The following is an 18,899-nucleotide window of genomic DNA, read 5'->3' as shown; positions in this document are numbered from 1 at the left end:
AAAGGTTCTGAAATAGCAGACGGTTTCAGGGCCTGTTTTAATTATCCTCTTTTTCATTAAGTGTTTTGCGTGTTTTGCGTGATTTTTATGGTCTCAATCATTGTCAGAAGTTTTTAAGTTCTTGCTTTCAAGGTAAATCAATTGATTTCTATTTAAATAAAATGATTTATCGGGCCTGCTTGCGAAACGGGGTGATTAAAGTTTATTGTGCCACAGCAGGTAAATAGCTGAGAGCTGAGGGCAATGGAGTCTGTATGTTCTTTAATCGTTATTCTCTTAATGATTAAATTAATGATGCTCATGTTTATTTTTTAAAAATATGATCGATCGCACAGGGATGGTCAATATTGGTCTATCCTTGTTCATTCGCAGGTTGGGTTTGCCTTGAATTGCAACTGAATGGATTGTGACTCATGTCGCTTTGAGCTGGCTTTCGGTGAGTATTTCAGAGTGTTGTCCAGATTGTAATTTTTTATGCCTGGCCACGGTGGGCAGGAGCAAACCTGGTGTATTGAGTCATACTGATTGTGATAACAAAATGACCTCTATCGATAACTTACCTTCTGCTCCGGAGCTCTCCAGTGACTTTATGCATTTTATGGAGCACGACCGCATGCAGGCCTGGGGTGTACATGATTGCCATGCCAGAGCGTTCTATATGAATGAGCACTCTCTTCGGTTGTACGGTATTCCACGCCGCTACAAACTCTGTGGAAAACGGTTTTCAGAGATTCCAGCACCCATATTCTCTCGCTGTGCTGACCAGATTGTGGAGCAGAACAACATTTGTATCAGGGAAAAAAAAGAGATTACTGTCCTTAATGTGCATCCGGGAGGAAATGGCTGGTTTGCCTACATTTCCAGGAAAAAACCTCACTACAACCATCTGCACCAGGTAGACGGTGTGCTCAGCCATGGTTATTCGGTGACCCACTCATGGATGAAAGCAGCCATGAATATCCGTTGTCTGATGAAGCTGGACGGTCGAGCCAGAGGTCAGTCAACATTTCGTGTGGGTGTCATGCCCAACCTGAGTCCCAGAGAGTCCGAGGTGCTGTTCTTCCTGATTTGTAACCAGCAGATCAAGCAAATTGCCGGCATTCTGTCACTGTCTGAAAATACTATCCGGTCCCACATTGAGCATCTGAAGAAAAAGTTTGATGTGCATTCCATCGCCCAGTTGATAGAGGCAGCAATTTCTGTGGGCTTTCATGACTTCCTGCCTCCTACTTTACGTCTCAAAGAGCTGTCTATGATTATGGCTAATGATCGGTGATGCACCTGGAGCCTGACTGAGAATAAACTGCCCTGGGCGGCAACTGCTCCTGCGTTGCCGCGTAGGACAGTCATGAGTCCGAGAGGCTTCTTGATGGGTGCTATTCTGAAACAGGCTCCCAGAAGCGGAGAGATGATATCTGATGCTTTTTTGCAGACCTATTGAGATTAAGTTAAGTCATTTTTTTGCAATATTACTGATGAATTTTTCAGAGAGTTAGCTATGGCTTTGTCCCAGAAAAAGGTAGTAGCGATTACATCAATGGGCGGACTCCTTGAAGCCTTCGACTTTACTGTGTATGCGTACATGGTGGTCTATATCTCTCAGGTTTTTTTTCCAGCTTCTGGTACTACCAGTTCACTCATTAATACCTTTATTACTTTTGCCTTTGGGTACATTTCCAGGCCAATTGGGGCTATCGCCTTCAGTCACTGGGGAGATCGCCATAGCCGTAAATCCAGTTTTACGGTCACCATTCTCTTAATGGCTATCTCAACATTATTGATTGGCCTGCTACCCGGTTACGCCCAGTGGGGGCTGCTGGCACCTCTACTCCTTGCTGTTTTACGTTTTTTGCAAGGGTTTTCTTTTGCAGGTGAGCTTTGTGGTGCCTTCATTTATCTCTATGAAACCGTTCCTGCGCAATCAAAGGGTTTTGCTGTCAGTATCCTGAGTGCAACCACTATGACTGGAACTCTTCTGGGTATTGGCCTGCAAGGGGTTCTTGTTTATCTGTTGACGGTGGAGCAAATGATTGATTGGGGCTGGCGAGTGCCCTTCATACTGGGTGGATCTCTCGGGGCTGTCAGTTATGTCGTCAGAAGACATTTTGTGGAGCCGGAAGCTTTCAGGCTGCTGTTGGCTCGGGGTGCAGCAGAGAGAGTGCCAGTGCGCACCCTTTTGAAGCAATACAAGTCAAAAATTTTTACCGGATTTCTGCTGGTTATGCCGGTGCTGGTTTCTGTGACAATCCTGGTCCTGTTTATGCCTGGCTATCTGACAGGGCTGCTTGATTATTCGGCCAGAGAAGTGGCGGTGGCCAATGGGATCAGTATGTTTGTCGGAGTGTCTGTATGCCTGCTGACGGGCTGGCTGGCTGATCGGTTAGACAGGCGCTATCTGATGCTGGGGTCTTCTTTTCTGATCGTTGTGACGGCCTGGCCACTTTTTCATTGGTATGCTTCTGGCGATGCGAATCTGGCGGTGACTGCTCTCATTGGAGCCATCTTATGGGGAAGTATTGATGCTATTTCCTTTTTGTTACTGGTATCGGCCTTTCCAGTAAGCATCCGTTTTACCGGAGTGGCTCTCGTTTACAATATAGCTGCCATGATTTTTGCCGGATTTGGCCCGGTTATCTCAATGGGGTTGATTCGAGTGACACAGTTGCAGGCAGCACCAGCATTTTATCTGATGGTCGCTGGGGTTGCCGGTTGTCTTGGGGCGATGTTGATATCGCCGGAACAGAGAAGGAACCATGCGTCTCTTTCTGAAGAGCTGGAACCCAAGGCTTAGAAAAATTTCTCGTCAATAAGCCTGTGGATTTCAGCCCTTTGGAGGTATTAAAACTTAATGGCGTTTTCCGGTACAAAATTTTCCGGTATCAGGGTAGTTTCCTTGCTGTGATCCTGTGTGAAGGGGAAGTCCAGATTGAAATGCAATCCCCGTGACTCTTGCCGGGAAAGAGCGCATTCAATAATCAATTCCGCAACCTGAGATAGATTTCTCAATTCAATCAAGTCATTGCTAATCTTGAAGTTGCTGTAAAAATCATGAATCTCATGCTGTAACAATCTGGAGCGGTTTCTGGCTCTAAGCAGGCGTTTGGTCGTTCTGACAATGCCAACGTAGTCCCACATGAAGCGTCTGAGTTCGTCCCAGTTGTGTGAGATGACAACATTTTCATCAGAGTCGCTCACCAGGCTGTCGTCCCACACCGGAATTTCAGGGCAGGGCGGTTGATCAGCGATGGTGTGGTTGATGTTTTCGGCACAACTTCTGGCGCTGACGAAACATTCCAGCAGTGAGTTGCTGGCCAGACGATTAGCACCATGCAGGCCGGTAAATGAACATTCGCCGATGGCGTAAAGTCCCGGAAGGTCCGTTTGACCGTTAAGGTCTACAAGAATGCCACCGCAGGTGTAGTGGGCCGCCGGAACGATGGGGAGAGGTTCACGGGTCATATCAATCCCGTATTCCAGACACCGCTCATAAATATTCGGAAAGTGGGAAGTGATAAAATCCCGTGGCCTGTGACTGATATCCAGAAACAGACAGTCTGCACCCAGCTTTTTCATTTCATGATCAATGGCTCTGGCAACAATATCCCGGGGGGCCAGCTCGCCACGGTGGTCGTAGTCATCCATAAAGCGGGTTCCATCAGGACGAACCAGCAAACCACCTTCTCCACGGACCGCTTCTGATATCAGGAAGGACTTGGCCTTGGGATGGAACAGACAGGTGGGATGAAACTGGTTGAACTCCAGATTGGCAACCCGGCAGCCCGCACGCCAAGCCATGGCAATACCATCTCCGCTGGCACCATCGCTATTAGTGGTAAAAAGATAGGCTTTGCTGGCTCCGCCACTGGCAATAGCCTGTGCACGTCCACGGAACAGTTTTACCTGGTCTGAATGAATATCCAGCACATAGACCCCGACGCACCTTTGCTCATCCAGGCCCAGTTTGTTGGTAGAAACGACATCAATGGCCAGGTGGTGTTCATAGAGATGAATGTTGGGTTGTTTTCTGGCTTTGTCGATCAGGGTTTCTGAAATGGCTCTGCCGGTCGCATCGGCGGCATGAATAATTCTTCTGGTGCTGTGACCGCCTTCACGGGTCAGGTGAAAGTTAAAGTTTTTTTCATCTTCTTCTTCACGGGTAAAGGGGACACCCTGGTTAATCAACCACTGGATGCTGGCATTACCCTGTTCTACAACGTGCCTGACAGTGGACTCCCTGCAGAGTCCGGCACCTGCAACGAGTGTATCTTCTATGTGTTTGTCCAGACTGTCTTGTTGTGTGTCCAGAACAGCAGCGACACCACCCTGGGCTCCGGCTGAAGAGCCGGCCATTAACTCGCCCTTACTGAGAATGGCGACTTGCAGTTGGCTGTCCAGGTGCAGTGCCAGTGTCAGTCCCGCTGCGCCACTGCCAATGATTACTACGTCATAGTCAAGTATTGGATGCATGTATATTCTCTGATCCTTCTATAACAGACTGCGGGGTCTTTACCGGGAGTCTGCCACTGACAGACTCAGGTCTGAAAAATATTATGAACACTGGCAGGGATATTATCCACTGGGCATCAAGTGTTCAGACCAGGAGCCTGTCGGACTTAAGCGTCCGTAGCGAGGATTGCGCGAAATTGAGGATAAAAATTTCTGCTTCTGAGGAGAATAGCGGGGCTATTTGACGAAGAAGCAGGAATTTTTAGACCAATTTATCGTAACCGCACGACTGCATGGATGCAGGAGCTAGAGCAACGCAGGAGCAGTTGTCGCGTAGGACAGTCTTAAGTCCGACAGGTTCCTGGACAGTGGAGTTTCCTGTGTCTAAAGCCGCACATAAAGTGAATATGGTCGTTTTACAGGTCAAACTGGAACTCAGAACCATGGCGGTTAAACTCACTTCCATCTAAAGCTGTGTCACAGGTTGCCGATGGTCTGTACGGAGAATATCACTCACCTTTGCAGTGAAAACCATTACGCTCCCTGAGGTTCGTAATGCTGTATTCGCTTTTAGCTGTATATAAAGCAGACACAACGTACGGCGTTATAAAACACTGAAAAATCGGTATCTAGTATATAGAAATTATGGTGAGCACTATAGTACGCTGTGATAATCCGAATCAGTTTTCAGCCGATACTGTGAATTTTTTTGAATGAGTTCGGGAACTTTCTGGCCAAAACATGGTCTATATAGAAGAAAATAGAGTTCGCAGCACAAGCATGTGTTTGTGGAGAAGGGGGGGGTACGGTCAGCCGGGATATCGATTTGTGTTCGATCAGCTGACTGTCTCGTGTGTTCATTCCTTTCCCTTTTGCCCATGTGTTTTCTGCAATAGTGGGAGACCCCCTCTATGGTAGAACAACCACAGGCGGACAAGCAGCTCGTAGAGCGCGTTCAGAAAGGCGATAAAGCGGCTTTCGATATGCTGGTGCTCAAGTATCAGCATCGTGTACTGGGTCTGGTGGGTAGTTACGTTACTGACTATCAGGAAGTGCAGGATGTAGCTCAGGAAACTTTTATTAAGGCCTACCGGGCAATAGACAAGTTTCGCGGCGACAGTTCTTTTTATACCTGGCTGTATCGGATTGCTGTGAACACGGCCAAGAATCATCTGGTTGCCAGGGGGCGCAAGATTCCGGAGTCTGAGATTGATGTTCATGACGCGGATTTTCTGGACACTGCAACGTCTATTCGAATGGTTGATACCCCCGAGAGAAATCTTTACCGGGATGAAATTGAACGGGTTATCCATGATGTGATCCGTCGTCTGCCGGATGAGTTGCGAACGGCTGTCGTGCTGAGAGAGTTTGATGGTCTCAGCTATGACGAAATTGCTAATGTCATGGATTGTCCCGTCGGTACTGTAAGATCTAGAATCTTCCGTGCCAGAGAGGCGATCGATAAGGAAGTCGAGCCACTTTTGCGTCGCGGTCGATAGAGCTGGCCGTTAAGGCCATGAGTGAAGAAAATGATTTCCTTATGGTGATCATTTTCGTGTTATGTTGATTGAAATTGCTGATACTTGATGCATCGAGTATCAGACAGGCCGAATGGCCGGAGGTATGCCTATGAGTGAGAAGACACCTCACAATCATGCCCGGGAAAGGTTGAATGAGTCACTGTCCGCAGCGATGGATGGTGAAGCTGGAGAGTTTGAACTGCGTCGGGTGCTTGATAATATCGGCAGTGATGAACATCTGCGGGGCAAAGCTCGCAGATATCAGATAGCAGGTGACGTGCTGCGGCGAGAAAGCAACGAATTTATGGATATCGATCTGTCAGCCGGTATTCGTGACCGATTAGAGGCTGAGCCGTCTCATTCTGTGGCTAAAGAAAGATCGGTAACCGGTCACGGCGTCTTGAAGGGTGTTGGGCATTGGTGGTCTAAAGCGGGTCGGGTAGCGGTGGCTGCTTCTGTTGCATTGGCTGTGTTGCTGGGTGTAAAAAATTACAACACCTCTCCGGAGACTTTACCTCTGGTGACATCGGTAACTGATCAAACGACACTGTTGCAGCCAGTGCAGATCATGCATAATGGCTATGGTGCTGCCGGGATCCAGGCGGGATACAACTCTCGTCAACATGACAGCATTACCCCGGAACAACTTGCACAGGCCCAGAGAGTTGCAGACAGGGCTATCAAGGAACGTTTCAGGGCTTATGCACTTCAGCATGCTGAAATGAGTGCCATGAATTCAGGACAGGGAATCCTCCCTTTTGCACGCTTGACGACTTTTGAGTCACAATGAGTTTATGAAAGGAATTCGATTGAACAGGGTGCGTTTACTGCCATTACTGCTGGTTTTGCTGGCAGTAACAATGGGTCAGTCTTTTGCTGACGGGGAGTCGTCAAAATCGGGCAATCCGTCATCAAAACCTGTCGGCCAGTCATCTAAGCCTGCCGATACGCCCGAAAAGTGGTTGGAAACCATGATTCAGGCCACTCAAAATCTTACCTATCGTGGACACTTTGTTTACCAACAGGGTGCTAATCTGGAAACCCTGGCAGTTACGCACACGCTTCAGAAAGTGAATGGTAAGTCAGAAGAGCTGGAGAGTATTGCTTACCTTGATGGATCACCCAGAAAGATGGTTCGTCAGGGAAACAATATTACTTTTGCCAGCGCTGGAAGAGAGCCTGCAAGGTTTGAGCACGAGTCTCTGGTTTCTATGGTGGGGCGTTTTACTTCCGGTCATTTTGACAAACATTACAAACTGAAGCCAGCCGCTCTGGACAGAGTGGCGGGCCGGGAGGCCGTTCAGCTGCTGGTGGTGCCAACGGACCGGTTTCGTTACGGTTATCAATTATGGCTGGATCGTCGAACCGGTCTGCTGCTCAAGTCCGTTATGGTTGACAGAGAAGGCAGGATCATCGAGAGAATGCAGTTTACCAGCCTTGAATTTCCGAAAGAGTTGACTTCGCAAGAGTTGGAGCGCTTAAAACGAAAGCTGCCTGAATCAGCGGGTAAGAAAGTAGTGAAACTGAGTAGTAAATCAGTCCCTGAAAAGGCTGAATGGAAGTGGGAAGCTGGCTGGATACCTGAAGGCTTTTCACCTCGTGGTCACAGCAGTAGAAACTCAGCTGTCAGTAATCAAAAGGTGGATACTGTGAACTTTTCTGATGGATTGGCCAGTTTTTCAGTATTTGTTGAGCCGGACGAAACCCGGGTATTGAGTCAAGCTACTGAGCAGATCGGTTCTATGGCGGCAGTATCCAAAGTCTTTCGTAACGGTGAAAAGTATTTTCATGTCACTGTCCTGGGTGAGATTCCACTGGGTACGGCCGAGAGGATAGCGGTTTCAGTTCGCCCCAGGGAGCAGAGTCGGAAGGCAGATAAATGATTGAGGAAGAAGGCAGGGTTGTGGCTGTTGAGCAGGGAACTGTCTGGGTAGAAACCATTCGCAAAAGCACCTGTTCGAGTTGTAGTGTTCGTAATGGCTGTGGTCAGAATCTGCTTGAAAAGTACCGCTCCAATAAACATCAGTCGTATATCCAGGCGATCAATGACTTCTCCATTGAAGAGAATGATCAGGTCATTATAGGTATACCTGAAAGTGCGCTGATGAGAGCTTCGTTTCTGGTATATCTGATGCCGCTGGCAGGTATGATGGGGGCACTCTGGCTGGCCACGGCTGTTGGCTGGAATGATTTTTTTACCGCCTTGTCTGCTATGACAGGCCTCGCTGCGGGGTTTGTTCCTGTGCGTATGCTGGGTCAATCAACCAGTGACCTGTGTCGCGTCAGGGTGATAAAGGTACTGCCCCGCAAGGTAGTCGGATCTGAACTCATCACAATCGATCAGTCCTGGTCTGCATAAGTATCTGGCCAGTTGGTTTCGCATATTCTGGCGAGAGGATTTTTTCATCCTTCAAGGCGCAACGACGGACGCGTAGCAATAGCTACGCAACCAGAGTTGGAACGCAGAAGGATGGAAAAAGCCGCCGTCCAGAATATGCGAAACCAACTGGTTAGGTACTTAGGTAACTTAAAACAAAGAAAAAATGTTTCTTAACATGAAAAATAAATATGGAAAGTTACCCATCAGAATATTTTTCATAATAAACGTTATAACCATTCATTCACAAAACCCATTTCGGGTCTCTAATCACAAGGTGTAAGGAGAAGTCAGGTTCATGAACAGGGTCAACCTTCTCTTCAGGAACTTTATTTATTTTCTGAGTCTCTCGCTGCTTTCGGTACAAATGGTTAAGGCCACAGAGTTACCGGACTTTAACCGATTGTTTGAAGAGGCCTCGCCCGCAGTCGTTAATATCAGCACACTTGCGACACCAAAACAGGGGCGTGGACAGATTTATGGTCCGGGCGGCGAAGAGTTGCCCGAGATATTTCGTCGCTATTTTGGTTTGCCCATGCCTGAGGCGCCTTCTGGTAAGCCTCAGCCAATGTCCCTGGGTTCCGGGTTTATCATCTCTAACGATGGCTATATCCTTACTAACAATCATGTGGTTCAGGGTGCAGACAAAATCATCGTCAGACTGCATGATCGCAGTGAGAAGGAAGCCAGGCTGATTGGTGCCGACAAACGCTCTGATCTTGCGTTACTTAAAATTGACAGTAATGTCAATTTACCCGCAGTGAAGATGGGTAACTCGGAAGATATTAAACCGGGACAATGGGTAGCAGCTATTGGATCACCCTTTAACTTTGAGTACTCCATCACCAAAGGCATTGTCAGTGCTCTCGACAGAAGTCTGCCCAGCGACGCCTATGTTCCATTCATTCAGACAGATGTGCCGATTAACCCGGGTAATTCCGGTGGTCCGCTGTTTAACATGAAGGGTGAAGTGATTGGTATCAATTCCCAGATTTTTACCCGCTCCGGTGGTTTCATGGGTTTGTCTTTCGCTATTCCTTCGGACCATGTTGAATGGGCTGTTGATCAGCTTAAGGATAAAGGCTACGTCTCCCGTGGCTGGCTGGGAGTAGCTATTCAGGAAGTGGATCGCGATCTGGCGGAGTCCTTTGGTCTTGAAAAGCCAATGGGGGCTCTAATCAGTCAGATTGTGCCCAGTGGACCAGCGGACAAAGCCAAGTTGCAACCAGGCGATATCATTACCCGGGTCAATGGTCGTGAGATCATGAGATCTGGTGCTCTTCCCATGGCAATTGGTGTTATCAGGCCGGGAGACAAGGCATCACTTGAGTTGATTCGTGAAGGCAAGAAAAAAATCGTCAAGGTGGAAGTCGGTGAGTTGCCTGACGAGCAGAGTCAGGGCTCAGAACGTCCTCAAAGCTCAGACATTAAAAAGAACCGCCTGGGCATCCAGGTCGAAGCCCTGAATGATGACTATCGCAACAAGTTGAACCTTGACAAGGGTGTTAAAGGAGTGGTGGTAACGGGTGAGATTTCAGGTGTGGGTCGATCCATTGGTCTTCGTAAAGGGGATGTGATCACAGATCTGAATAATGACCGTATTCAATCAGTTAAGGACCTTAACAAGGTGGTGGCTGATCTTCCTGTAGATCGCCCGGTTTCCATGAGGGTAATTCGTGGTGGGCAGTCGGGCTACATCACATTCCGGCTGACCGAATAATTCGGTTCTGATTGGGGTTTCAAGTCTTCAGGGGTGATCTGTATCCTCAGATGCTGTAGACTTCGTCTGAATTTACAGCAGCTTCGCGCCTTTGTTTCAGGCTCGCGAAGACCCTGCAAGCTGAACAACTGTCCTCGTGAAAGAGATTGAGCTCTGAGCGGGGACAAATTTTTTGTAGTGATGCAATCGTGAGCGACTTAAGTCATATCAGGAATTTCTCTATTATTGCCCATATCGACCACGGTAAGTCGACGCTGGCAGATCGCTTTATCCAGACCTGCGGAGGGTTAAGTGATCGTGAAATGCAAGCCCAGGTTCTCGACTCCATGGAGCTTGAGCGTGAGCGTGGTATTACCATCAAGGCTCAGAGTGTCACTCTGGACTATACCGCCAAAGACGGTATCACCTACCAGTTGAATTTTATTGATACACCCGGGCATGTAGACTTTTCCTATGAAGTTTCACGTTCTCTTTCTGCCTGTGAAGGTGCTCTACTGGTAGTGGATGCTGCTCAGGGCGTTGAAGCTCAGTCTGTGGCAAACTGCTACACCGCAATCGAGCAAGGTCTGGAAGTAATGCCCGTGCTAAATAAAATGGATCTGCCTCAGGCAGAACCTGAGCGAGTAGCGCAGGAAATCGAAGAAATTATCGGTATTGATGCCCTGGATGCAGTACGCTGCTCTGCCAAGAGTGGTCTGGGTATTGACGATGTGCTTGAACGTCTGGTTCAGACTATTCCTGCTCCAGAAGGTGATGTCGACGGTGAGTTGCAGGCCCTGATTATTGATTCATGGTTTGATAATTATCTCGGTATTGTATCTCTGGTCCGTGTCAAGAATGGTACCTTGAAGAAAGGTGACAAGGTGCTTGTCAAATCGACTGGCCAGACTCACGGCGTGGATAATGTGGGTATCTTCTCTCCAAAGATGGACGCTACTGGTGAACTGAAAGCGGGTGAAGTTGGCTATGTTATTGCCGGCATCAAGGATATTCATGGAGCACCTGTAGGCGATACCCTGACGCTGGCAAAAACACCTGGTGTTGAGGAACTACCAGGTTTTCAGAAGGTCAAACCTCAAGTTTATGCAGGTCTTTTCCCGGTCAGCTCTGACGACTTTGAGTCTTTCCGTGAAGCTCTGGAAAAACTGAGTCTTAATGACGCTTCTCTTTTCTACGAGCCTGAAAGCAGTGATGCCCTTGGCTTTGGTTTCCGCTGTGGCTTCCTCGGTATGCTGCATATGGAGATCATTCAGGAACGTCTTGAACGTGAATATAACCTGGATCTGATTACTACTGCACCAACTGTTATCTACGAAGTAGAGCTGAAAAATGGTGATCTGGTGGAGGTTGATAACCCTTCCAAACTACCAGATCCAGCTGGTATCCAGGAAATCAGGGAGCCCATCGTTCAGGCAAATATTCTGGTTCCCCAGGATTATCTGGGTAACGTGATCTCCCTGTGTGTTGAGCGTCGGGGAGTTCAGAAAGACATGCAGTTCACTGGCAGCCAGGTAGCAATAACCTATGATATGCCTATGAACGAGGTGGTTCTCGACTTCTTTGATCGTCTGAAGTCTGTTAGTCGCGGTTTTGCGTCTTTGGATTACAGTTTTGATCGTTTTGAAATGGCCAACATGGTGAAGCTGGATATTCTGATCAATGGTGAGAAAGTTGATGCGCTGGCTCTGATTGCTCATAGAGATCATGCTGTCTCCAGAGGTCGTTCACTGGCTGAAAAGATGAAAGAGATCATTCCGCGTCAGATGTTTGATGTGGCCATTCAGGCTGCAGTAGGTGGTCAGATCTGTGCACGGACCACTGTTAAGGCGCTGCGCAAGAATGTCACTGCGAAATGTTACGGTGGTGATGCTTCTCGTAAGCGTAAGCTGCTTGAGAAGCAGAAAGCAGGTAAGAAACGGATGAAGCAGGTGGGGCGGGTTGAAATCCCTCAGGAAGCTTTTCTTGCTGTACTTAAGGTTGATAAATAAACTGACCTTTGATTAAAAGCGTCAGGATTGCCTAATGGAGGGCCTGTCATAACCAGCAGGCTTCCCATAAATATGAAAAAACATCCCGTTGAGGCAGTTTAGCTTCTGCCTTGACAGCAATTTTGGTAGAAAAAAGATTGGGTATCTGAGAACAAATAACCATGGATATTAATTTTCCACTGCTGTTGGTTCTGGCGGTTTTTATTACGGGTCTGGTTGCGCTGTTTGACAGGCTGGTTCTATTGCCCAAAAGAAAGCTGGCCATAGAAAACTTCAAATCCAGTTCGGGTTCTGAGCCGGACGGGGAGACCCTGGCCAGTCTGGAGAAAGAGCCCAGTATTGTTGAGACCTCAAAGTCGATATTTCCGGTTCTGGCTCTGGTGTTGGTGGTGCGGTCTTTTCTCTTTGAGCCCTTTCAGATTCCTTCCGGTTCCATGATACCTACCCTTCAGGTGGGAGACTTTATTTTGGTAAACAAGTTTGAATACGGACTTCGTCTACCGGTCATTGGTACCAAAATTGTTTCCATCAATGAGCCTCAGCGTGGCGATGTTATGGTCTTCAAGGAGCCACAGAATCCGAATATCAATTTCATCAAACGGGTGATTGGTATACCGGGAGATGAAATTCGCTATTTGAACAAGAAGCTCACCATCAATGGCAAGCCAGTTCCCGAGAAATACATCGCACAACTGAGAGATGAAAGTCGTGCTTATCAGTTGTTTGAAGAGACCATTGGTAGCAAAAGCTTCGAGATTCGCAAGGATTTGGGCGTGAGAAGTCTGCGAGCTGAAGGTGTCTGGATCATTCCCCAGGGGCAGTATTTCATGATGGGGGATAATCGGGATCGCAGTAACGACAGTCGATACTGGGGAACCGTGCCTGAGAAAAATATTGTTGGTAAGGCCGTTTATATCTGGATGCACTGGCCAAGCTGGACTCAGCTGCCCGGTTTCAAGAATAATGGAACAATAAATTAATTATTCTCTCGGTTTCGCTCTGCCCGATATGGTGGTCAGAGACAGAGTAGTCCCGGGGTTTAAAAAGCGGACAATAATAGCCCGACGGGAGGGATCATGACCGTTGCAAAAAACAGACAAAAAGGATTGAGTACTTTGGGCTGGCTGGTAGCTATAATGGTCGGTGGTTTTATGATCATGTTGGCTCTCAGGGTGGCACCCATCTATCTGGATGATTACGCCATCAAGAAAGTGCTGACGTCCCTTGATGCCAGACCAGGTATTGAGGAAGCGGATGTAGATCAGGTAAGAGAATGGCTCAACAAGGGGCTGTTGACTAACCGGGTGCAACTGGCCAGGGAGGAATCCAGTGTTCTTCGGGATAAAGGCCAGTCGGTGGCGGTTGAAATCAATTATGAGCGTCGTGTACATCTGATACATAACGCTGATCTTGTATTAACTTTTGAACATAACTGGAACGCTAAAACTCAGTGAAGACTGATGAACTTGCCCGGCTGGAAAGTCGGCTGGGCTATACATTTTCTGATCGTAACCGGCTGGAGTTGGCTCTGACCCACAGAAGCTGTGGCAGTCGTAATAATGAACGACTGGAATTCCTTGGGGATTCCATCGTTAACTTTGTCATCGCAGAAGCTCTGTTTGAGCGCTTTCCTGATGCTCGGGAAGGCCAGCTCAGCCGACTGCGTGCCCGTATGGTACGAGGGGCGACATTGGCTGAAATTGGCCGTGAATTCCAGTTGGGAGACTCTCTGCGACTGGGTTCGGGTGAGTTGAAGAGTGGCGGTTACCGTCGCGAATCCATTCTGGCGGATGCGGTAGAGGCAATTATTGGTGCCATCTATCTGGATGCTGGCATGGAAACTTGTCGTGAGCGTATTCGCAGCTGGTTTACTGATCGTCTGGCTGGGCTCTCTGTCTCCGATCAGCAGAACAAGGACCCTAAAACCCGTCTGCAAGAGTTCCTTCAGGCTCGTCAGAATCCACTGCCAAAATACCGGGTGTTGAATATTGAAGGTGATGCTCATGATCAGGTGTTCACTGTGGTTTGTGAGCTGGAAAGTCTGGACATAACCAGTGAAGGTCAGGGGCCCAGTCGTCGAGGGGCAGAGCAGCAGGCTGCTCGTTTTGCATTGGAAAAACTGCGAGTAGATAATCAATGAATTCAGCCGTGACCGGATCTGAAGCAGTGACTGAAGGTCAACGATGTGGCTACGTGGCCATTGTCGGGCGCCCCAATGTAGGTAAATCAACGCTGCTCAACCATATTCTGGGGCAGAAGCTGTCCATTACCTCCCGTCGTCCCCAGACCACACGACACCAGGTTCTTGGTATCAAGACGGAAGATAATGTACAAACCATATTCGTGGATACGCCCGGTATGCACAAAGTGGAAAAGAAGGCCATCAACCGTTATATGAACCGTGCTGCCAGCAGTGCTCTGACCGGTGTTGATGCCGTCGTGTTTGTTGTGGACCGTTTGACCTGGACCGAAGAAGACCAGCTCGTGCTCACTAAGCTCAGTCATGCCAAGTGTCCGATTATTCTGGTACTGAACAAGGTTGATCGTCTCAAGGAGCGCAAAGAAGAGCTGATGCAGTTTATGCAGGAAGTTTCTGATAAGGCGGACTTTAAAGCTATTATCCCGGTGTCGGCTCTGCACGGTCATAATCTGAAAGAACTGGAAAAATTGATTGCTGATCTGATGCCTGAGAGTATTCACTTCTTCCCGGAAGACCAGATCACTGATCGCAGTTCCCGCTTTATGGCCGCTGAGCTGATTCGTGAAAAGATCATGCGTCAGCTGGGTGACGAACTTCCTTACGAAATGACGGTTGAGATCGAAGAGTTCAAACAGGAGATGCGTCCAAAAGGCCCATTACTGGTCATCAGCGGGCTGATTCTGGTCGAGCGCTCCAGTCAAAAGGCGATTGTCATTGGTGATAAGGGTGCCAGACTGCGACAGATTGGTCAGGAAGCCCGGATTGATATGGAAAAAATGTTCGACAGCAAGGTCATGTTGAATCTCTGGGTTAAGGTCAGGGGAGGCTGGTCTGACGATGACAGGGCTCTGAAAAGCCTTGGCTACGACTTCGACTGATGAATGAACTGAGCGCAGCCTGGATGCTGCACAGCAGGCCTTACAAGGAGCGCTCTGTTATTGCTGAATTCCTGGTGAAAGACCATGGCCGTATCGCCATGGTTATCAGAGGGGTTCGTCAGGCAAAATCCCGCTCTTGGGCTGTTCAGCCCTTTACCCGGCTCTTCGTCAGTTGGAGGGGGCGGTCAGAACTGAAAACTCTCAACAGCTTTGAAACCGCTGCCGCCATTAGCCTGAAGGGACAATCACTCTACTGTGGTTTTTATCTGAATGAACTCTTGATGCGTTCAGTGCTGCCAGGACAGCATGTTGAGGGGCTGTTCGACCTGTACACTGTTGTGCTGGAGCAACTGACTTCGGGGGCGCCTCTGCAACCTTTGTTGAGAGTGTTTGAAATTGAATTGCTGGAAATGACGGGCTACGCCCCGTCATTGACTTCTGACGCTGCATCAGGGGCAGAAATAAAACCCGATCTGCTCTACGAATTCAAAGCCGGGGTGGGTTTTATACCTGTTCTTGAACTCAGGGAAAAAGACCGGCCCCACTATTTTTCCGGAGAACTGCTGCTGTCTCTGGCAGGGAGACGTTTTGACAACGTTCGGCATTATCCGGGCTATAAACGATTAACCCGTCTGGCACTGGCTCCTCTGGTGGGAGAGAAGCCGCTGAAAAGTCGGGAATTTTTCCGTACCAGGGAGAAGTTTGTCTCATGATTCCTCACAACCGCATCCTGCTGGGTGTGAACATTGATCATATTGCAACCATCCGTCAGGCCCGGGGAGGTACTTATCCTGATCCGGTTCAGGCCGCCATAGAGGCTGAGCAGGCGGGAGCTGACGGCATCACTCTGCATTTGCGTGAGGATCGCCGTCATATTCAGGATCGGGATGTCAGGCTGATTCGCCATGTGCTTCAGACCCGTATGAACCTGGAGATGGCTGCTACGGAAGAAATGTTAGCCATTGCTGAAGAGATTCGCCCTCATGCGGTTTGCCTGGTACCCGAAAAACGCGAAGAGCTGACCACAGAAGGGGGGCTGGATATTGTTGGACAGATGTCTTCCATCTCCTCTGCCTGCTCGCTAATGGCAGAGGCTGGTATTGAAGTCTCTCTCTTCATTGATCCGGATCTGGATCAGATAGAAGCTTCTGTAGAAGCGGGAGCTCCTGTTATTGAATTGCATACCGGTGCATACGCTGATGCAGAAACACCTGAAGCCATGCAGGCAGAGCTGGACAGACTGAAAAAAGCCACTGATTTTGCCCTGTCTAAAGGTTTAATAGTGAATGCCGGGCATGGATTGAACTATCAGAATGTAGAGCCTGTTGCTGCAATCAATGGCATCAATGAATTGAACATTGGTCATTCTATTATTGGCCGTGCGTTGTTTACCGGTTTGAAAACCGCCGTAAAAGAGATGAAGACCTTAATGCTGAGAGCTTCTCTCCATAAATGATTGCAGGCATCGGTACGGATATCGCCAGTATTGAGCGATTCAAGAAAATCCTGGAGCGGCGGGCAGAGGCCTTTGCCCGCCGAATTCTTACGGATTCCGAGCTGGAAATCTTTGCGTCTCACCCCCAGCAGGCAGCCTGGCTGGCCAAACGCTTTGCGGCCAAGGAAGCCGCTTCCAAGGCTCTGGGAACCGGCATAGGCAAGGTTTCGTTTCAGCATCTTGAGACATTCAGTGATGAGAGGGGCGCACCTCGTATGCGTTTTTTGGACTACGCCCGGGAACTTCAAAAAGAGAGGGGGATAAAAGCGATCCATCTGAGCCTCTCTGATGAAGCAGAGCATGCTCTCGCTTTTGTTATCCTTGAGTGCTAACCCTGATTGTTATCATTCTTGTGGTTAGACCTTGTCGCTGGCTATTTCTCAAGATACAGGCTCTCTTTAATTTCACGTGTGTTTTTGCATTTCTCAAACTGGGACCCTGAGGTTAACAACTCGTTCCCACGCTCTGAGGGTGTCGCAAAACTCCGACAGCTCGTTCCCATGCTCTGAGGTCGTCATTCCCGCGAAGGCGGGAATCCAGCGCCAACGGTGGATCTCTGTCTTCTCGGGGATGACAAGGCCAGAGGGGCACCGGGCAGTGGGGTTCTGGTGGAGAGTCAGTGTGGATTCCCGCCTTCGAGGGTGTCGCAAAACTCCAACAACTCTTTCCCATGCTCTGAGGTCGTCATTCCCGCGAAGGCGGGAATCCAGCGCCAACGATGGATCTCTGTCTTCTCGGGGATGACAAGGCCAGGGGGGCACCGGGCAGTGGGGTTCTGGTGGAGAGTCAGTGTGGATTCCCGCCTTCGAGGGTGTCGCAAAACTCCAACAACTCGTTCCCATGCTCTGAGGTCGTCATTCCCGCGAAGGCGGGAATCCAGCGCCAACGGTGGATCTCTGTCTTCTCGGGGATGACAAGGCCAGGGGGGCACCGGGCAGTGGGGTTCTGGTTGAGAGTCATTGTGGATTCCCGCCTTCGCGGGAATGACGAGAATGAAGCCGGGAATGACGAGAATGAAGCCGGGAATGACGAGAATGAAGCCGGGAATGACGGGAGTCAACTCGTTCCCACGCTGGAGAGAGTTTTGCGACAGCCTCTGGTTGGGTGGAGGATGTCAATAAGAGCGACCCAAACAATGCCATCTATTCCGTGGCTGAGTCAGCTCTGTCCTCCGGTTTTGGTCTAGCCGCATCAATATCAGAAGGATTCCCTTCCAGATCTCCAGCGTCGTCAGGGCCATGTAAATAGCTGGTCCCGGGATGTCCTTGCAGCATTTCTTCCAGGGATTCAAGCTCACTGTCAGCGGCGTCAACTTCAAGAGAATGTCTCACCTCAAAGGTTCGGGTAGCAATATTAAATGTGACGTCAACAGCTACTGATTCTCCAGTTTTGGTGATTTTATCCGGACTAACACGAAAAACACTCCTGAGCTTATCTGTAACGTCGTCATTGGCACATAAATAGCTCGTCCCGGGATACTGACTCAGCATTTCTAGCCAGGACTTAGCTTCGCGGTAAGCTGATTTAACTTCAAGAGGATTCTCCATCATGAACATGGCTTCTATTAAATCGTCTGCTAAAATTGCCCTGTTTATCGAGTTAAAATGCCATGCATTATAGAATTCAGCATTATCAGGAACATGAATGGCGAATAAGCAACCGCTAAGCTCTATAGCTTGAACATTCTCATTGATCCCAATCCATTCACGTTCATCCACATGCAATTGTAAGATTTTATTATCATTGTTTTCAGAATTATCATCAGAAGCTTTAATAGAATATGAAGACAATCCTCTAGTCTCATAGCGATATCTATAATCAGAAGTGTCTATAAAGCGAAGGACTTTATTGTTATCAAAATTTTCCGTGATGGCTCTCTGCCTATCTGACTCCATTAGCTGCTGGTAGGAACCCGCAGCAGGTTCATTAGTTCTATTAGAGTTAAGATTATTCATAAGATTCTCCTTTACTTGGTTATTGGATTATTCCCTGGTAACTGCTCATAATTTGCAGGCGCCTTTTGAACTCGATGAGTTGCAGCCCGGTAAATCCGCGAGCTTAAGCTCAAAATGAACAGCTGCGTTTTGTACTAATTGAGACGCAGCAAAATAAAAAAAGTTCCTGAACACTGGTACAAAGTTGTAATAGAGCGGAGTTGATTACGATCACGATGTTTCTGAGGTCGGCGTGTGCCTCGCAGTCGGGCAAGAGCCAATGAGACCAGGAATGAAAAAGCGCCGTCGCTGCCACCCAGTACTAATCTCAGCATTGTCAG

At 48.5% G+C, this 18,899-nt stretch carries 19 protein-coding genes; 15 read left to right on the top strand and 4 right to left on the bottom strand.

Going from position 1 to position 18,899, the window contains the following annotated elements; genetic code table 11:
- Positions 1-538 precede the first annotated feature (538 nt).
- Positions 539-1,276, top strand: coding sequence for a LuxR C-terminal-related transcriptional regulator (locus P6910_RS13370; protein WP_317141790.1), 738 nt, complete (start codon positions 539-541; stop codon positions 1,274-1,276).
- Positions 1,277-1,498: 222 nt separating this feature from the next.
- Entirely contained in the window at positions 1,499-2,791 is a 1,293-nt protein-coding gene (locus P6910_RS13365; protein WP_317141789.1) for an MFS transporter, read from the top strand.
- Between the two features lie 47 nt (positions 2,792-2,838).
- Here the strand turns inward: P6910_RS13365 and nadB are convergent, their stop codons facing one another.
- Positions 2,839-4,467 (bottom strand): L-aspartate oxidase, encoded by a 1,629-nt coding sequence (gene nadB / locus P6910_RS13360; RefSeq protein WP_317141788.1) that lies wholly within the window; start codon positions 4,465-4,467, stop codon positions 2,839-2,841.
- 890 nt (positions 4,468-5,357) lie between these two features.
- Here nadB and rpoE point away from each other — a divergent pair.
- The 13 genes from rpoE to acpS all read left to right on the top strand — a co-directional run bounded on the left by rpoE (position 5,358) and on the right by acpS (position 16,956).
- Complete coding sequence (gene rpoE / locus P6910_RS13355; RefSeq protein ID WP_317141787.1) at positions 5,358-5,945, top strand: RNA polymerase sigma factor RpoE; 588 nt, start codon at positions 5,358-5,360, stop codon at positions 5,943-5,945.
- 130 nt (positions 5,946-6,075) lie between these two features.
- Complete coding sequence (locus P6910_RS13350) at positions 6,076-6,756, top strand: sigma-E factor negative regulatory protein (RefSeq protein WP_317141786.1); 681 nt, start codon at positions 6,076-6,078, stop codon at positions 6,754-6,756.
- A gap of 4 nt (positions 6,757-6,760) precedes the next feature.
- A complete protein-coding gene (locus P6910_RS13345) occupies positions 6,761-7,849 on the top strand; it encodes a MucB/RseB C-terminal domain-containing protein (protein ID WP_317141785.1) in 1,089 nt (362 codons plus the stop codon).
- Positions 7,846-8,325, top strand: a complete 480-nt coding sequence (locus tag P6910_RS13340) for a SoxR reducing system RseC family protein (protein WP_317141784.1) — start codon at positions 7,846-7,848, stop codon at positions 8,323-8,325. The genes P6910_RS13345 and P6910_RS13340 overlap by 4 nt, the downstream gene beginning before the upstream one ends.
- 316 nt (positions 8,326-8,641) lie before the next feature.
- Positions 8,642-10,063: a DegQ family serine endoprotease gene (locus tag P6910_RS13335; RefSeq protein WP_317141783.1), complete on the top strand. Its 1,422-nt coding sequence runs from the start codon at positions 8,642-8,644 to the stop codon at positions 10,061-10,063.
- Between the two features lie 188 nt (positions 10,064-10,251).
- Positions 10,252-12,051: a translation elongation factor 4 gene (gene lepA, locus P6910_RS13330; RefSeq protein WP_317141782.1), complete on the top strand. Its 1,800-nt coding sequence runs from the start codon at positions 10,252-10,254 to the stop codon at positions 12,049-12,051.
- A gap of 161 nt (positions 12,052-12,212) precedes the next feature.
- Positions 12,213-13,031 (top strand): signal peptidase I, encoded by an 819-nt coding sequence (lepB, locus tag P6910_RS13325; protein WP_317141781.1) that lies wholly within the window; start codon positions 12,213-12,215, stop codon positions 13,029-13,031.
- 96 nt (positions 13,032-13,127) lie between these two features.
- Complete coding sequence (locus P6910_RS13320) at positions 13,128-13,505, top strand: DUF4845 domain-containing protein (protein WP_317141780.1); 378 nt, start codon at positions 13,128-13,130, stop codon at positions 13,503-13,505.
- Complete coding sequence (rnc, locus tag P6910_RS13315) at positions 13,502-14,191, top strand: ribonuclease III (RefSeq protein WP_317141779.1); 690 nt, start codon at positions 13,502-13,504, stop codon at positions 14,189-14,191. Before P6910_RS13320 ends, rnc begins: the two co-directional genes overlap by 4 nt.
- The gene (gene era / locus P6910_RS13310; protein ID WP_317141778.1) at positions 14,188-15,129 is read left to right on the top strand and encodes a GTPase Era; all 942 of its coding nucleotides are present in this window, start codon (positions 14,188-14,190) and stop codon (positions 15,127-15,129) included. Before rnc ends, era begins: the two co-directional genes overlap by 4 nt.
- Positions 15,129-15,842 (top strand): DNA repair protein RecO, encoded by a 714-nt coding sequence (gene recO / locus P6910_RS13305; RefSeq protein ID WP_317141777.1) that lies wholly within the window; start codon positions 15,129-15,131, stop codon positions 15,840-15,842. Before era ends, recO begins: the two co-directional genes overlap by 1 nt.
- On the top strand, positions 15,839-16,585 hold the full coding sequence (pdxJ, locus tag P6910_RS13300; protein ID WP_317141776.1) for a pyridoxine 5'-phosphate synthase: 747 nt from the start codon (positions 15,839-15,841) through the stop codon (positions 16,583-16,585). Before recO ends, pdxJ begins: the two co-directional genes overlap by 4 nt.
- Positions 16,582-16,956 (top strand): holo-ACP synthase, encoded by a 375-nt coding sequence (gene acpS / locus P6910_RS13295; RefSeq protein ID WP_317141775.1) that lies wholly within the window; start codon positions 16,582-16,584, stop codon positions 16,954-16,956. Before pdxJ ends, acpS begins: the two co-directional genes overlap by 4 nt.
- A gap of 112 nt (positions 16,957-17,068) precedes the next feature.
- Here the strand turns inward: acpS and P6910_RS13290 are convergent, their stop codons facing one another.
- The 3 genes from P6910_RS13290 to P6910_RS13280 all read right to left on the bottom strand — a co-directional run bounded on the left by P6910_RS13290 (position 17,069) and on the right by P6910_RS13280 (position 18,579).
- Positions 17,069-17,296: a hypothetical protein gene (locus P6910_RS13290; RefSeq protein ID WP_317141774.1), complete on the bottom strand. Its 228-nt coding sequence runs from the start codon at positions 17,294-17,296 to the stop codon at positions 17,069-17,071.
- The gene (locus P6910_RS13285; protein WP_317141773.1) at positions 17,241-17,684 is read right to left on the bottom strand and encodes a hypothetical protein; all 444 of its coding nucleotides are present in this window, start codon (positions 17,682-17,684) and stop codon (positions 17,241-17,243) included. Before P6910_RS13285 ends, P6910_RS13290 begins: the two co-directional genes overlap by 56 nt.
- An 82-nt stretch (positions 17,685-17,766) precedes the next feature.
- Positions 17,767-18,579 (bottom strand): hypothetical protein, encoded by an 813-nt coding sequence (locus P6910_RS13280; protein WP_317141772.1) that lies wholly within the window; start codon positions 18,577-18,579, stop codon positions 17,767-17,769.
- Positions 18,580-18,899: the final 320 nt, after the last annotated feature.

The organism is Endozoicomonas sp. 8E, assembly GCF_032883915.1.
GTDB lineage: Bacteria > Pseudomonadota > Gammaproteobacteria > Pseudomonadales > Endozoicomonadaceae > Endozoicomonas_A.
This window is presented reverse-complemented; position numbering and strand designations above follow the sequence as displayed.

Excerpts from the sequence above, each read along its gene's own strand:
- P6910_RS13370 (WP_317141790.1), top strand. The coding sequence starts at position 539 with ATGACCTCTATCGATAACTTACCTTCTGCTCCGGAGCTCTCCAGTGAC.
- P6910_RS13365 (WP_317141789.1), top strand. The coding sequence starts at position 1,499 with ATGGCTTTGTCCCAGAAAAAGGTAGTAGCGATTACATCAATGGGCGGA.
- nadB (WP_317141788.1), bottom strand. The coding sequence starts at position 4,467 with ATGCATCCAATACTTGACTATGACGTAGTAATCATTGGCAGTGGCGCA.
- rpoE (WP_317141787.1), top strand. The coding sequence starts at position 5,358 with ATGGTAGAACAACCACAGGCGGACAAGCAGCTCGTAGAGCGCGTTCAG.
- P6910_RS13350 (WP_317141786.1), top strand. The coding sequence starts at position 6,076 with ATGAGTGAGAAGACACCTCACAATCATGCCCGGGAAAGGTTGAATGAG.
- P6910_RS13345 (WP_317141785.1), top strand. The coding sequence starts at position 6,761 with ATGAAAGGAATTCGATTGAACAGGGTGCGTTTACTGCCATTACTGCTG.
- P6910_RS13340 (WP_317141784.1), top strand. The coding sequence starts at position 7,846 with ATGATTGAGGAAGAAGGCAGGGTTGTGGCTGTTGAGCAGGGAACTGTC.
- P6910_RS13335 (WP_317141783.1), top strand. The coding sequence starts at position 8,642 with ATGAACAGGGTCAACCTTCTCTTCAGGAACTTTATTTATTTTCTGAGT.
- lepB (WP_317141781.1), top strand. The coding sequence starts at position 12,213 with ATGGATATTAATTTTCCACTGCTGTTGGTTCTGGCGGTTTTTATTACG.
- P6910_RS13320 (WP_317141780.1), top strand. The coding sequence starts at position 13,128 with ATGACCGTTGCAAAAAACAGACAAAAAGGATTGAGTACTTTGGGCTGG.
- era (WP_317141778.1), top strand. The coding sequence starts at position 14,188 with ATGAATTCAGCCGTGACCGGATCTGAAGCAGTGACTGAAGGTCAACGA.
- recO (WP_317141777.1), top strand. The coding sequence starts at position 15,129 with ATGAATGAACTGAGCGCAGCCTGGATGCTGCACAGCAGGCCTTACAAG.
- pdxJ (WP_317141776.1), top strand. The coding sequence starts at position 15,839 with ATGATTCCTCACAACCGCATCCTGCTGGGTGTGAACATTGATCATATT.
- acpS (WP_317141775.1), top strand. The coding sequence starts at position 16,582 with ATGATTGCAGGCATCGGTACGGATATCGCCAGTATTGAGCGATTCAAG.
- P6910_RS13290 (WP_317141774.1), bottom strand. The coding sequence starts at position 17,296 with ATGGGAAAGAGTTGTTGGAGTTTTGCGACACCCTCGAAGGCGGGAATC.
- P6910_RS13280 (WP_317141772.1), bottom strand. The coding sequence starts at position 18,579 with ATGAATAATCTTAACTCTAATAGAACTAATGAACCTGCTGCGGGTTCC.